A 13813-nucleotide genomic window follows, 5' to 3' on the forward strand; every position below is an offset into this window, starting at 1 on the left:
AATCGCCTGTCCTTTGGTTACAGCATCACTACGAGTTGTTGCAGATGGAGTATGCTTATGAAAAAGAGCAATTCCGGCAACAGACGGAACTGATGGGAATTGGTCGGAAAATCAAGCGGGGAATGTGCTGGTATCCGATTAATGTGGGGCGGAGTTATTACAATGCCTTGAATCAGTTGGTTGTAGAAGTAGAGCGCCGTGAGGACAAAGAAATCGAACACTTGTTTGAATACGGTCGTCCTGTATGTTTCTTTACTCAGGAATTATCCGGCAAATTGAATTACCTGAACTTTGTTGCTACAGTCAATTATGTAGATGAAGACCGAATGGTGGTGATTCTTCCTAATGTGGATGCACTGTTGATGTTGCAACGGAGTGAAGTCTTAGGGGTACAGCTTTATTTCGATGAAACCAGTTACCGGCTGATGTTCGAGGCCTTGAAGCAGGTGATATCGGCGAAAAACAACCGGTTGGCAGAATTACGTGATATTTTTCATGGTACACAACCGGCTTCTACTTTTTCTTTTCAGCCGGTTAGGTTTCCATGGTTGAACTGTACGCAGGAGGAAGCAGTCAATAAAGTGCTTCACGCAAAGGACGTGGCCATCGTACACGGTCCTCCGGGAACGGGAAAGACGACTACTCTGGTAGAGGCCATTTATGAGACTTTGCATCGGGAGAATCAGGTATTGGTCTGTGCTCAAAGTAATATGGCCGTCGATTGGATTAGCGAGAAACTGGTAGACCGGGGTGTCAGCGTTTTGCGTATCGGCAATCCGAGCCGGGTCAATGACAAAATGCTTTCCTTCACCTATGAACGTCGGTTTGAATCGCATCCGGATTATACGCAGTTGTGGAGTATCCGTAAAGCTATCCGTGAACTTTATGGCCGAATCAGGAAAAGTTCTGACCGTGAACAGATACGGACGAAAATCAATTCATTGAAGGACAGGGCTACCGAACTGGAAATCCGCATCAATGAAGCGTTATTCAGTGAAGCCAGGGTGATAGCTTGTACCTTGGTAGGAAGTGCAAACCGTATCTTGACCGGGCAGAAGTTCGGTACTGTATTTATCGATGAGGCCGCTCAGGCATTGGAAGCTGCTTGCTGGATTGCTATCCGGAAGGCTGATCGGGTTATCCTGGCAGGAGACCATTGCCAGTTACCTCCTACAGTGAAAGATCCACAGGCATTACGGGCCGGATTGGGATATACATTGATGCAGTCTATTGTAAAGAACCGTCCGGAAACCGTTTCTTTATTGAAGGTACAGTATCGGATGAATGATGAAATCATGCGTTTTTCTTCCAATTGGTTTTATGGAGGTATGTTGGAATCGGCGCCAGAGGTCAAGTATCGGAGTATCTTGGATTTTGACACTCCGATAGAGTGGGTCAATACTGAAGGCATGGACTGTAATGAAGAATTTGTTGGCGAGAATTATGGCCGTATCAATAAACCGGAAGCAGAGTTGTCGGTTGCCCAGTTGAAAGCTTATATTTTGAAGATTGGAAAAGAGCGTTTCCTAGAGGAGAAAATCGATGTTGGGCTGATATCACCTTACAAGGCACAGGTGCAATACCTGCGCCAACTGATACGGAAAGATAATTTCTTTAAGCCTTATCGGTCGGCCATTACGATTAATACCGTAGATGGTTTCCAAGGTCAGGAACGGGATGTGATTCTCATCAGTCTGGTGAGAGCCAATGAAGAGGGGCAGATAGGATTCCTGAATGATTTGCGACGGATGAATGTGGCTATTACCCGTGCCCGTATGAAGCTGATCATTCTGGGAGATGTCTCTACGTTGACTCGTCATACTTTCTATGCGGAACTGTATCGTTATATCGAAGACCTCCATTGAATATCAGTCAGCAGGATTGTGTGATATACTGAAATAAGTTGCATGTAATCCGATAGATAAGGTTGTAGAATTCGAGTGTTTTTGCTATCTTTGACTCCGAGTTCTATAACCTTTTTCTATAATTTATTATTCATTACATTTTATGTTTTTCGACTTACTACAATCGTCTTATTTTTCTGTCTTCTTGATTGTGGCCTTAGGTTTCATGTTGGGACGTATCAAGGTGATGGGATTGTCTCTCGATGTATCGGCCGTAATTTTTATCGCCCTGGCCTTCGGGCATTGGGGGGTAACCATCCCGAAAGAATTGGGTAATTTCGGGTTGGTCTTGTTTATCTTTACCATTGGCATCCAGGCAGGTCCGGGTTTTTTCCATTCTTTCCGTAGCAAAGGAAAGACGTTGATTCTGATTACTCTATTGATTGTGGCTTCTGCCTGTCTGACAGGAGTAGGTATGAAATATCTGTTCGGTATTGATACGCCGAGTCTGGTCGGTTTGATAGCCGGTGCGTTAACCAGTACACCAGGGTTGGCTGTGGCTATCGACAGTACAAACTCTCCGTTGGCTTCCATCTCTTACGGTATCGCTTATCCTTTCGGAGTGATTGGAGTGATTTTATTCGTCAAATTACTTCCAAAACTGTTACGTGTGGATTTGACTGAAGAAGCGCGCCAGTTGGAGAAAGAGCGGAGAAGTCAGTTTCCTGAACTCTCCAGTGCCATGTTTAAAGTAACGAATCCTTCCATCTGCCAGCGTACTTTGCAACATCTGAATTTGCGTGGAATGACGGGAGCAGTCATTTCGCGTTTGAAACACGAAGGTGAAATTACCATTCCGAAAGCACATACTGTATTGTCTGAAGGAGATTTTGTACAGGTTGTCGGTAGTGAGGATGCTTTGAATAAATTCGGTTCCTTGGTTGGTGAGCGTGTGGAAGGTGAGATTCCTTTCGAACAGTCACAGGGAATTGAATCGTTGCTGTTGACTAAGAAAGAAATGATAAACAAGCAGTTGGGTGACTTGAATCTTCAGAAGAATTTCGGATGTACGGTAACCCGTGTCCGTCGAAGCGGTATCGACATTTCTCCATCGCCCGATTTGGCTTTGAAATTCGGTGATAAGCTGATGGTAGTAGGTGAAAAAGAGGGTATACAGGCAGTTGCCCGTTTGTTGGGAAATGATGCCAAACGTCTGTCAGATACCGATTTCTTTCCGATTGCCATGGGTATCGTTTTGGGAGTACTGTTCGGAAAACTGAATATTTCTTTGGGAGATACCGTATCGTTCTCGCCGGGATTGACAGGTGGCGTTTTGATGATGGCATTGATCTTGAGTGCTATAGGAAAGACAGGTCCGATTTTGTGGTCGATGTCCGGGCCTGCCAATCAGTTGCTTCGCCAGTTGGGATTGTTGCTGTTCCTGGCAGAAGTGGGAACTTCAGCGGGAAAGACGTTGGTTTCTACCTTTCAGGAGAGTGGTTTCCTGTTGTTCGGTGTAGGGGCATTGATAACATTGGTTCCTATGTTGCTTGCGGCGATAGTCGGGAAATTTGTCTTCAAGATCAGTACGCTGGATATGCTGGGTACGATTACAGGAGGAATGACCAGTACTCCAGGTTTGGCTGCGGCGGATTCCATGACAGACAGTAATATTCCGGGAGTGGCTTATGCTACGGTGTATCCGATAGCTATGGTTTTCCTGATTCTGTTCATTCAAATCATCGCTTCGGCTGTTGTATAAAAAAGTTACTGATAATAAGGGAATGGGGTATCGGTCGATATCCCATTCCTGTTATATAGCGATGAGATATTGGTCTATCCATCTTTTTTATTTCAGTTTGCTCATGAACCGGCAGATATCTACGATGTAACGGATATGTGTACCTTCACCAACGATACCCTGGCTGTCAGTCGCTTTTAGTCTGAATGTCAGTTTTCTTCCTTCCACTTCTTCCAGTACGGCAGTGGCTGTCACTTCTTCTCCCAGTGCCGAAGGTTTGATGTGTGAAGTCTGGATTTGTGCGCCTACGGTAGTGGAACCTTCCGGAAGGTAGTTCTCTACGGCCTGTTTGGCAGCATTTTCCATCAATGCTACCAGAGCGGGGGTAGCGAATACTTCCAGGTCGCCTGAACCCATGGCGATAGCTGTATTGTTTCTGTTTACGATGGTTTTACTGGTGTAACTAAGTCCTTTTTCCATAATAATATTTTTATTGTCTGTTGATAAGTCGTTCGGCTTGAATGTCTGTACCTGCAGGTCGTTGGAAGATACGTAGCCCGAATGCTGGCATGACAGCTATCAGATGATCGAACAAGGCACTTTGGATATTTTCGTATGGTATCCATTCGGGAGTGTTGGTGAAACAATAGATTTCCAGTGGAAGTCCTTCGGTGGTCGGGGCCATCTGACGTATCATTTGTGTCATGTCATGATTGATGTCCGGATGTTGTTCAATGTATTGTTGTACATACCGGCGGAAAACATAGAGATTGACCGTTTCTTTTTTCATTTCTTCCTCCGTAATCCATCCTTTCCGGATAAAGGTTTGTTTTTCCTCTTCCGTACAGAAGCGGACGGTTGTCATGTCAATGTAGAGTGAACGTTTGATGCGTCTTCCTCCACTTTCGCGCATGCCCCGCCAGTTCTGGAAAGAATCACTTACCAAAATATATGGTGGGATGGTTGTGATGGTCTTGTCAAAGTTCTGTACTTTGACAATGGTCAATGAAACCTCGATGACGTAACCGTCGGCTCCATATTTGGTCATGGTTATCCAGTCGCCCGGCCGTAGCATATCGTTGGCCGAGAGTTGTACACCGGCTACCAATCCCAAAATGCTGTCTTTGAAAATCAACATCAGTACAGCTGCCGAGGCACCGAGTCCTGCCAATATGGTTGTTGCATCCTTATCTATCAGGATGCTGATGATGAGAATGATACCTACTCCAATAGAAATCAGGTTAATCATCTGGTAAATACCTTTCAGCGGACGATTCTTCAAGGCCTCGTGTTCGTTGGATATTTCATAGAGTGAATTCAGAAAAGCTCCTACAAGCCGTACGGTAGATATTACCAGATAGATTAGACAGGCTTTCAGCAGGATGTCCAGCAGCAAGGGAACATTTTTGAATACGAAGGGGAGCAGAATGTAATATACGAGGGGAGGAATCATCCGGCAGAAACTGGTCATCATCTTTTCATTGAAGATGTAATCGTCCCAGGTAGCCTTGGTTTTGGCTGTGATTTTTTGTACAACCGGAATCACCAGATGTTTGAATAATTTGGTGATGATATACGAAATCAGGATGATGCCGAGAACCAGAAGAATCTGCGAACTCCAGTCGATATTTTCTTTGTCAATGCCCATATTCAATAACAGATGGGCGATACTTTGATTGATTTGTTCCATATTCTATTTGCTTGTCTGGGCAAAGATACGAAAATTTGTTATCTTTGACTATTCGATATAAATTGTTAGCCTATGATGAAAAAATGTTTTTTTCTGCTGATAAGTGCCCTGTTTATACTCGGGGCTTGTACTTCAAAGTCGGCAAAGGAAAGTGAAGTAATCACTGAAGAACGTATGACTGAAGTGGAGTCGGATACTGTTCCGAAGGCTACAGCGATTCTATGGATTGATTTTGACTTGCGGGGAAATTCTGCTTTGGGAAAGATTGTATTGAACGTCAAGACGAAAGTGGATATTCTTCCGGATGGAACAGTCAATGTATTGGAATATGCCCAGCAGCCTTCGGTGGTTGTTGAGTCATATATCCGTAAAACATTGAAGCGTTACCGGGTGAAGCAACGGTTCTTCGAAGAAGGTTCAATCAAGCCAGGTGTACAATATGTTTATTTGAGGATGCTTAAAGAACAGATATAATGAACCGATTGGGATTTGTGCTGCTGATGTGGTTGGGATGTATCTCCTGTATCCGGGAAAATGTAGGGGAGAGCATTCAGTATGTACAGCCGGGAGATAGGTTGCCGGATTTTACTGTCGAATTGAGCGACGGTACGATACTCAGCCGTCATTCGTTGGTGGGTAAAGTTTCCGTACTTGTATTTTTCCATACGGAATGTCCGGATTGTCAGCGGGAGCTTCCGGTTGTTCAGAAACTGTATGAGTATTACCGGGAGGATGCCCGTGTGGAAATCGTCTGTATCAGTCGGGAAGAGGCGGCTGATGAGGTGGCCATGTATTGGCGGCAGCACGAGCTGACACTCCCTTATTCGGCTCAACCGGATAGAAATGTATACGCTTTGTTCTCGGAGGAAGGGATTCCTTTGGTGTATATCTCTGATGCGGATGGTATTGTCCGTTATCTTTTCACGGACGACCCGATAGCCTCCTATACCGACTTGTACGAGGCTGTCTCTGTGTTGGTTGAACAGGATTTGCCTCTTCCGCTTTGAAACTTTTTTGTTTTATCGTTTTGCATAACAAATGGTTTCATTAAATTTGCCATCAATAAATTACTAATACCAAAAAAATAATCTAATGAGTTTGAAAATCGTAGTTTTGGCAAAACAAGTTCCCGATACGCGTAATGTAGGGAAGGATGCCATGAATGCTGACGGTACCATCAACCGTGCGGCGCTTCCGGCTATTTTTAACCCGGAAGACTTGAACGCCTTGGAACAGGCACTCAGACTGAAAGACACACATCCAGGCTCTACTGTCACCATTCTGACAATGGGACCGGGGCGTGCAGCAGAAATCATTCGTGAAGGACTTTACAGAGGGGCAGATAACGGTTATCTGTTGACAGACCGTGCTTTTGCCGGTGCCGATACGTTGGCTACATCGTATGCGTTGGCTACTGCCATCCGTAAAATCGGTGAGTACGATTTGATTATCGGTGGCCGTCAGGCTATCGACGGTGATACGGCTCAGGTAGGTCCGCAGGTGGCTGAAAAACTTGGTTTGCCTCAGATTACTTACGTAGAAGAAGTAGAGGAAGTAGCCGACGGCCGTATCCGCGTGAAACGTCACATTGACGGAGGCGTGGAAACCGTAGAAGGTCCGTTGCCGATGGTTCTTACCGTAAACGGAAGTGCTGCTCCTTGCCGTCCGCGTAACGCGAAGCTGGTGCAGAAATACAAACGTGCCTTGGGTGCTCAGGAAAAAGCGGCCTTGACGAAAGAAGGTGCTGAACTGGCATACGCCGAACTGTATGAGAAACGTCCGTATCTGAACATTGTGGAATGGAGTGTAGCCGATGTAAACGGCGATACCAAGCAGTGCGGTCTGTCCGGTTCACCGACCAAAGTGAAGAAGATTGAAAACATCATCTTCCAGGCAAAGGAAAGCAAGACCATTTCGGGCAGCGATGCAGACGTAGAGAACTTGATTGTTGAACTCTTGGCTAACCATACTATCGGATAAAGACTATGAATAACGTATTTGTATATTGTGAGATGGAAGGCAACCACGTTGCCGATGTCAGTCTCGAACTTTTAACCAAAGGTCGTAAGTTAGCCAACGAACTGGGATGCCAGTTGGAAGCCATTTGTGCAGGTAGCGACCTGGCCGGTGTAGAAAAACAAGTTTTGCCGTACGGAGTAGACCGCGTACATGTATTCGACGCTCCGGGGCTGTTCCCTTATACTTCTCTTCCGCATACTTCTATTCTTGTCAATCTGTTCAAGGAAGAAAAACCGCAGATTTGTCTGATGGGCGCTACCGTTATCGGTCGTGACCTGGGTCCGCGTGTGTCTTCTGCTTTGACCAGCGGTCTGACTGCCGACTGTACGCAGTTGGAAATCGGTAATCACGAAGACAAGAAGAACGGTATCACTTACGAAAACCTGTTGTATCAGATTCGTCCGGCTTTCGGCGGTAACATCGTAGCTACCATCGTAAATCCGGAACACCGTCCGCAGATGGCAACTGTCCGCGAGGGTGTAATGAAGAAAGAAATCGTAGACGCCAATTATCAGGGTGAGGTTATTTCACACGATGTAGCGAAATATGTTCCGGAAACGGATTATGTTGTGAAAGTGATTGACCGTCATGTAGAAAAGGCGAAACATAATCTGAAGGGTGCTCCTATCGTAGTAGCCGGAGGTTACGGTATGGGTAGTAAGGAAGGTTTCGATATGTTGTTCGAACTGGCCAAGGAACTTCATGCCGAAGTAGGTGCCAGCCGTGCTGCTGTCGATGCCGGTTATTGCGACCATGACCGTCAGATTGGTCAGACTGGTGTGACTGTTCATCCGAAACTGTATATCGCTTGCGGTATCTCCGGTCAGATTCAGCACATTGCCGGTATGCAGGATGCAGGTATCATTATCTCTGTCAACAATGACCCGAACGCACCGATCAATACCATTGCCGATTACGTCATCAACGGCACCGTGGAAGAGGTCATTCCGAAAATGATTAAGTACTACAAAAAGAACAGCAAGTAAAGATTATGGCAAACTTTTATACAGAACATCCGGAACTCAAGTTTCACTTGAACAATCCGATGATGGAGCGTATCTGTCAGTTGAAAGAACGCGATTACAGAGATAAAGACGAGTACGATTATGCACCGCAGGATTATGCCGATGCCATCGACTCTTACGATAAAGTATTGGAAATTACCGGCGAGATTACCGGTGAAATCATTGCGGCCAATGCGGAAGGCGTGGACGAAGAAGGTCCTCACTGTGCCAATGGCCGTGTAGAATACGCATCAGGTACAAAGGCCAACCTGGATGCCATGGTGAAGGCCGGTCTGAACGGTATGACCATGCCGCGCCGTTTCGGAGGTTTGAATTTCCCGATTACACCGTACACCATGTGCGCTGAAATCGTGGCTCAGGCCGATGCCGGTTTCGGAAACATCTGGTCATTGCAGGACTGTATCGAGACCTTGTATGAGTTCGGTAACGAAGACCAGCACAGCCGTTTCATTCCGCGTATCTGCGCCGGAGAAACCATGTCTATGGACTTGACCGAGCCGGATGCAGGTTCCGACCTTCAGAGCGTGATGTTGAAGGCTACCTACGATGAGGCCAACAACTGCTGGCGTCTGAACGGTGTGAAACGTTTCATCACCAACGGTGATGCTAATCTTCACCTCGTATTGGCCCGTTCGGAAGAAGGTACACACGATGGCCGTGGCTTGTCTATGTTTATCTACGATAAGAACGACGGTGGTGTAGATGTACGTCGTATCGAAAACAAATTGGGTATTCACGGTTCTCCTACCTGTGAGCTGGTTTACAAGAATGCTAAGGCTGAACTTTGCGGTGAACGCAAGTTGGGTCTGATTAAATACGTCATGGCGCTGATGAACGGTGCCCGTCTGGGTATCGCTGCGCAGTCAGTCGGTCTGAGTCAGGCTGCCTACAACGAAGCATTGGCATACGCCAAGGAACGTAAACAGTTCGGTAAGGCAATCATCGAATTCCCGGCTGTATACGATATGTTGGCCACCATCAAGGCAAAATTGGATGCCGGCCGTGCTTTGCTGTATCAGACTTCCCGCTATGTGGATATCTACAAGGCCTTGGATGACATTGCCCGTGAACGCAAGCTGACTCCGGAAGAACGTCAGGAGCAGAAACGTTATGCGAAACTGGCCGACAGCTTCACTCCGCTGGCTAAAGGTATGAATTCGGAATATGCCAACCAGAATGCGTATGACTGTATTCAGGTTCACGGTGGTTCCGGTTTCATGATGGAATATGCCTGCCAGCGTATTTACCGTGATGCCCGTATTACCAGTATCTATGAAGGTACTACCCAGCTGCAGACTGTGGCTGCCATCCGTTATGTAACCAACGGTTCGTATGCCGCTACGCTGCATGAATTTGAATCGGTTCCTTGTGCTCCTGAATACGAAGGCTATATGAACCGTATCAAGGACATGACCCGTAAGCTGGAAGCATGTACCAATGCGGTGAAAGATGCTCAGAATCAGGAATTGCTGGATTTGGTATCTCGCCGTTTGTACGAGATGGCTGCCGTTTGTGTCATGAGTCACCTGCTGCTGCAGGATGCTACAAAGGCTCCTGAAATGTTCGGTAAGTCATTGAATGTATACGTGAACTATGCAGAATCTGAAGTAGAAAAGCATTTCAATTTCATCCGCAAGTTTCAGGCTGATGAATTGGCCAGCTATCGTAATTGATTCTGTCTGTTAGAATAATGAATAGAAAAAGGCCGTATCCGGTATAAAGCTGGATATGGCCTTTCTTGAATTTTATAGGTTGGATGATGAATTATCCAAGAACCGGAATTTTTTTCTAAGCCAATGATTGAACCAGGCCAATAAAGGAAGAGCCATTATCATGGGCAGGTAGAAAGTCAGGTTCCGGAGTTCAGAAAACTGCAACGACAGGTTCTCACGGATATGCTGGAAGTCCGGTTTGAACAGCCAGATGAGCCAGGCACACAAGCCACCTATCATCAGCACACACAGAATAACCATCAGGATGAACAACCGTTTTTCCTGTTGTTTTTCCTTCCGGTAGATTTCTTCATTGATTTGCTGCATCATCCGGTAGGTAAAGTTTGTCGGAATCCGGTAAGTAGGCTGTTTCCGGATGGCTTCTTTCAGTCCTTTATCTTTTTCTGTCATAACTTTAATCCTCCTCTTGCATCCAGGCTGCCAGTTTCTTGCGCAGTCTGTATAGTTTAACTTTTACATTTCCTTCCGTCTGTCCGGTGATGACGGCTATTTCACTGATATTTTTCTCTTCTTCGTAGAAGAATGTTATCAGTGCCCTTTCATCGGCCGGAAGCCGGTCCAGTGCCTCTCTGAGCTTTTCAATCCGATTCTCCGAAGTGTCGTCCAGCAAATCATCGGTTTCTGTGTCCGAGAGGGTATTCCACAGTTTCTCGTCAGCGGTCAGTTCGATATTCTTTTTCCGGAGAGCAGTCAGAGCTGTGTTGTAAGCTATGCGGTAAATCCATGTGGAGAACTGGCTTTTCCCGTTGAACGAAGACAGGTGTTGGAAGGCTTTCAGAAAGGTGTCCTGAGTCAGTTCCTCGGCATCACTTTCTGAACCTGTCATGCGGACAATCAGCGTGAATACCTGTTGTCCGTATGTGTCCAGAAAGTAAGCGAATTCTTCAGTCTTTCCGGCCAGTATGCGTTCTATTTTATGTTGCTCTTCTGTCTTCATTTGCTCTTTAGACGAGCACTCGTCCGAAAGGTTACACAGGTTACAGAAAATTTTTTTTGCTTGTTTAGCTGTAACCTTTTTAGTAACCTTGCATCTAAAGGACAAAGAAACTAATTTTTTAAATTTAAAACAGTAGAAATATGGAAGAATTAATGGTTGTTGCCAATGTGGCGATTATATTTGGTGTAGTTTATAAATTGTTTGAGTTGTTTGTCGGCAAGAAGGAACGGATGATGCTGATAGAAAAGCTTTCCAGTGAAGAGTTGATGAAGGGGGGGGCTAAGCGTCCTGGTTTTAATTTTTCTACCTTTACTTTTTCGTCCTTGCGTTTCGGCTGTTTGATGCTTGGCTTGGGATTAGGACTTTTAGCCGGATTCTTTATCGGTTTGGGAACATGTAATGCTTATCCTAATTATCAGAATGTTTATGAGATTACTTCCTTGATTTATGGAGCCTGTGTATTGTTAGGTGGAGGATTGGGCTTATTGGTTTCATTCTTGATAGAGTGGAAAATCAGTAAAAGAGACTCGGAATAAAGTCACCGAATTGTAATGTGTAGTACTCCGTTTTGTAATCTGTGATGATGAACTTTGTGGTGTCTTAAAAATAAGGAGGAACACATTATGGAACCGTTTGATAACTGTAGTTATGTAGTGGAATGTACCCCGGATGGTACCTATTATGCTTATCTGCTGGACTATCGTCAGTGTTGTGCGTATGGTGAAACAGAAGAAGAAGCACTTGACAATCTGGCGGATGTTGCGGAAGATTTCTTCGGTGAAGTCAGTTCCGTCTATTATCTGGAAGATTATGCTTGACTTTAAACGTGTTGTATATATCTAGCATTGAGAACTCTCTTTCTCTGGGGCCATGTCCGTGTGATACGGAGGTGGCTTTTTTTTATAGCATCAATTGTTTGCAATGAAAATAGGGTAGCCTGCTTGTTTGTTCAGACTACCCTTTGTTGTGTGTTATGGTTGACCTATTGAATCTGTTTATTTGGTTCTGATTTTATAACCGGCCATTCCGTAATACAGGATGAAGAGGAAGCACGGCACGCAAATCCAGTATGATGTCTGGAAGCTGGTTGCATCCTGAATGACACCTCTTACCCACGGCATGACTGCACCACCGGCTATCGCCATAGTCAGCAAGGAAGAACCCGCTTTGGTGAATTTTCCTAAATCAGCCATTGCCAGCGGCCAGAGTGCCGGCCACATCAGTGAGCATCCCAATGCCATGAAGAAGATACAGTATACAGACCATACGCCTGGCAGGATAGCTACAAGAACAGAACCTATCAGAGCGATGATAGCGCAGAATTTCATGGCGGCAGCTTGACTCAAGTATTTCGGTATCAGAATAACTCCTGCTATATAACCTACCACCATACCGATAGAGGGGATGAATCCGTAATTATCACCTTCCAGGTCCAGCGCTTTGGCGTAACCGGTTGCGGTAGCCAGCGAGATGGTTTCTACGCCTACATACAGGAACAGGGCGAATGCACCTAACAGCAGGTGAGGAAACTGCATGATGGAAGTCTTGTTGGCTGCATAGCTGCATTGGCTTTCCGCTTCATTTTCATCGGCTGGATCTTCGCCGGCGGCTTTCACTTCAGGCAGCGGTGCCATCAGGGCAATGATACCCAGTATGATAAAGATACCGATGATGATTTCGAACGGGAGATAAAGGTCTTCCATCTGGATGTCTGCCAAGCCTTTTCCAATCACCAAAGTAATGAATAAGGTCGTTGCAGGCCAGGCCAGCTTGTTACAGATACCCATGATAGAAATACGTTTGGCGGCCGATTCCAACGGACCGAGGATGGTAACGTACGGGTTGACGGAGGCCTGAAGTACGGCGTTAGCAGCTCCTGCTACGAATGATGCTATCAGGAACCAGACGATTGATGCGGTAGCGGCTGCCTGGATGAAAAGTCCGAAAGCGGCTGCAAAAAGAACGAATGACAAGGCCATTGTCCGTTTGTAACCGATATGTTCGATACATTTGGTGGCAGGGATACCGAAAATCAGGAAAGGTACGAAAGTTGCCGCCAGTAGCAGATTCGATTCTGCCGAAGACATTTGCAGGGATTTTTCAAGGACAGGCATCAGGAATGAATTGATTCCGAGCGCAAAACCAATGGCAAAAAACATTACGCCGACAAAAGCCAATGGTACCATGAAGTTTGTTTTCTGGGTGTTCATTTTTTCTTAGTTTTAGCTATGCAGTAGGTGGTTGACACAATTGCATACGGTTAATAAATTCTGTTAATTGGGCATATTGACTGCAAATTTAATAAATAAATTGATTCTTAAAGCTTTTGTGAAAGAAAATTAAGTATCCGATAAAAGTTTACAATATTCTGTGGATATTATGAGTTTTTTTTGTCTATGAAAGGGTCTGCTGTTGAGTATTTGCGAAAATTAAGGCAGGTGTATATCTGTTGTTTTCCAGCAATCGAAAACGTCCGTTTGTTTGGATGAAGATGTCCGTTCGTTTTCAATAAAACGTGCGTTCGTTTGGATGAAAACGTCCGTTCGTTTGGATGGAAACGTGCGTTCGTTTTTGCTTGCCTATATACGCGCGTGCGCGAAATTTATATGGTGTCATTCTTTGACCTTTTGATTCTGAATCTTGAAAATTGTTGAATTTTATTCTTTTGTTTATCAGGTATTTGTGAATTAATTCCAGAAAATGTTTCAAAAAAGTTTCGAGGAATGCTTGCAGGTTCCGCAAAAGTCTGTACCTTTGCAACCGCTTTCGAGAGGGAAACGCGCTAAAGAAATGAAATTCTGATGACAGAGTGTAAGCCGGATGT

General features: G+C 45.3%; 14 protein-coding genes. 9 read left to right on the plus strand and 5 right to left on the minus strand.

All coding sequences use genetic code 11. The annotated features are described in order from the left end of the window. Positions 1–44: 44 nt before the first annotated feature. Positions 45–1865: an AAA domain-containing protein gene (locus C510_RS0107995; protein ID WP_244870466.1), complete on the plus strand. Its 1821-nt coding sequence runs from the start codon at positions 45–47 to the stop codon at positions 1863–1865. 142 nt (positions 1866–2007) lie between these two features. Then, complete coding sequence (locus C510_RS0108000) at positions 2008–3606, plus strand: aspartate:alanine exchanger family transporter (protein WP_025892347.1); 1599 nt, start codon at positions 2008–2010, stop codon at positions 3604–3606. Between the two features lie 87 nt (positions 3607–3693). On the opposite strand, the gene C510_RS0108005 is transcribed toward C510_RS0108000, so the two are convergent. Then, positions 3694–4065 (minus strand): thioesterase family protein, encoded by a 372-nt coding sequence (locus C510_RS0108005; RefSeq protein ID WP_018710826.1) that lies wholly within the window; start codon positions 4063–4065, stop codon positions 3694–3696. A gap of 10 nt (positions 4066–4075) precedes the next feature. After that, positions 4076–5275, minus strand: coding sequence for a mechanosensitive ion channel family protein (locus C510_RS0108010; protein ID WP_022339525.1), 1200 nt, complete (start codon positions 5273–5275; stop codon positions 4076–4078). A gap of 72 nt (positions 5276–5347) precedes the next feature. On the opposite strand from C510_RS0108010, the gene C510_RS0108015 reads away from it, so the two are divergent. The 5 genes from C510_RS0108015 to C510_RS0108035 all read left to right on the plus strand — a co-directional run bounded on the left by C510_RS0108015 (position 5348) and on the right by C510_RS0108035 (position 9992). Further along, on the plus strand, positions 5348–5749 hold the full coding sequence (locus C510_RS0108015) for a DUF4891 domain-containing protein (RefSeq protein ID WP_018710828.1): 402 nt from the start codon (positions 5348–5350) through the stop codon (positions 5747–5749). Further along, positions 5749–6282, plus strand: coding sequence for a TlpA family protein disulfide reductase (locus C510_RS16285; protein ID WP_018710829.1), 534 nt, complete (start codon positions 5749–5751; stop codon positions 6280–6282). Before C510_RS0108015 ends, C510_RS16285 begins: the two co-directional genes overlap by 1 nt. 85 nt (positions 6283–6367) lie before the next feature. Continuing rightward, positions 6368–7255, plus strand: a complete 888-nt coding sequence (locus tag C510_RS0108025) for an electron transfer flavoprotein subunit beta/FixA family protein (RefSeq protein ID WP_018710830.1) — start codon at positions 6368–6370, stop codon at positions 7253–7255. A 5-nt stretch (positions 7256–7260) separates the two neighbouring features. After that, positions 7261–8280 (plus strand): electron transfer flavoprotein subunit alpha/FixB family protein, encoded by a 1020-nt coding sequence (locus C510_RS0108030; protein ID WP_022339527.1) that lies wholly within the window; start codon positions 7261–7263, stop codon positions 8278–8280. Between the two features lie 5 nt (positions 8281–8285). Beyond that, positions 8286–9992, plus strand: coding sequence for an acyl-CoA dehydrogenase family protein (locus tag C510_RS0108035; RefSeq protein WP_018710832.1), 1707 nt, complete (start codon positions 8286–8288; stop codon positions 9990–9992). A 72-nt stretch (positions 9993–10064) separates the two neighbouring features. Here C510_RS0108035 and C510_RS0108040 read toward each other — a convergent pair whose 3' ends face one another. Together C510_RS0108040 and C510_RS0108045 are read right to left on the minus strand one after the other, a co-directional pair. Continuing rightward, on the minus strand, positions 10065–10442 hold the full coding sequence (locus tag C510_RS0108040; protein ID WP_018710833.1) for a hypothetical protein: 378 nt from the start codon (positions 10440–10442) through the stop codon (positions 10065–10067). 4 nt (positions 10443–10446) lie between these two features. Continuing rightward, the gene (locus tag C510_RS0108045) at positions 10447–10989 is read right to left on the minus strand and encodes an RNA polymerase sigma factor (RefSeq protein ID WP_018710834.1); all 543 of its coding nucleotides are present in this window, start codon (positions 10987–10989) and stop codon (positions 10447–10449) included. 140 nt (positions 10990–11129) lie between these two features. On the opposite strand from C510_RS0108045, the gene C510_RS0108050 reads away from it, so the two are divergent. Continuing rightward, the gene (locus tag C510_RS0108050) at positions 11130–11525 is read left to right on the plus strand and encodes a DUF6249 domain-containing protein (RefSeq protein WP_018710835.1); all 396 of its coding nucleotides are present in this window, start codon (positions 11130–11132) and stop codon (positions 11523–11525) included. Positions 11526–11612: 87 nt separating this feature from the next. Next, positions 11613–11807 (plus strand): type II toxin-antitoxin system HicB family antitoxin, encoded by a 195-nt coding sequence (locus C510_RS0108055; protein ID WP_018710836.1) that lies wholly within the window; start codon positions 11613–11615, stop codon positions 11805–11807. Positions 11808–11984: 177 nt separating this feature from the next. Here the strand turns inward: C510_RS0108055 and C510_RS0108060 are convergent, their stop codons facing one another. Beyond that, a complete protein-coding gene (locus C510_RS0108060; protein WP_018710837.1) occupies positions 11985–13199 on the minus strand; it encodes an MFS transporter in 1215 nt (404 codons plus the stop codon). Positions 13200–13813 lie beyond the last annotated feature (614 nt).

Source organism: Phocaeicola barnesiae DSM 18169 = JCM 13652, from assembly GCF_000374585.1.
Taxonomy (GTDB): domain Bacteria; phylum Bacteroidota; class Bacteroidia; order Bacteroidales; family Bacteroidaceae; genus Phocaeicola; species Phocaeicola barnesiae.

Coding starts and splice junctions, on each gene's coding strand:
- C510_RS0107995 (WP_244870466.1), top strand. CDS start 45: ATGGAGTATGCTTATGAAAAAGAGCAATTCCGGCAACAGACGGAACTG.
- C510_RS0108000 (WP_025892347.1), top strand. CDS start 2,008: ATGTTTTTCGACTTACTACAATCGTCTTATTTTTCTGTCTTCTTGATT.
- C510_RS0108005 (WP_018710826.1), bottom strand. CDS start 4,065: ATGGAAAAAGGACTTAGTTACACCAGTAAAACCATCGTAAACAGAAAC.
- C510_RS0108010 (WP_022339525.1), bottom strand. CDS start 5,275: ATGGAACAAATCAATCAAAGTATCGCCCATCTGTTATTGAATATGGGC.
- C510_RS0108015 (WP_018710828.1), top strand. CDS start 5,348: ATGATGAAAAAATGTTTTTTTCTGCTGATAAGTGCCCTGTTTATACTC.
- C510_RS16285 (WP_018710829.1), top strand. CDS start 5,749: ATGAACCGATTGGGATTTGTGCTGCTGATGTGGTTGGGATGTATCTCC.
- C510_RS0108025 (WP_018710830.1), top strand. CDS start 6,368: ATGAGTTTGAAAATCGTAGTTTTGGCAAAACAAGTTCCCGATACGCGT.
- C510_RS0108030 (WP_022339527.1), top strand. CDS start 7,261: ATGAATAACGTATTTGTATATTGTGAGATGGAAGGCAACCACGTTGCC.
- C510_RS0108035 (WP_018710832.1), top strand. CDS start 8,286: ATGGCAAACTTTTATACAGAACATCCGGAACTCAAGTTTCACTTGAAC.
- C510_RS0108040 (WP_018710833.1), bottom strand. CDS start 10,442: ATGACAGAAAAAGATAAAGGACTGAAAGAAGCCATCCGGAAACAGCCT.
- C510_RS0108045 (WP_018710834.1), bottom strand. CDS start 10,989: ATGAAGACAGAAGAGCAACATAAAATAGAACGCATACTGGCCGGAAAG.
- C510_RS0108050 (WP_018710835.1), top strand. CDS start 11,130: ATGGAAGAATTAATGGTTGTTGCCAATGTGGCGATTATATTTGGTGTA.
- C510_RS0108055 (WP_018710836.1), top strand. CDS start 11,613: ATGGAACCGTTTGATAACTGTAGTTATGTAGTGGAATGTACCCCGGAT.
- C510_RS0108060 (WP_018710837.1), bottom strand. CDS start 13,199: ATGAACACCCAGAAAACAAACTTCATGGTACCATTGGCTTTTGTCGGC.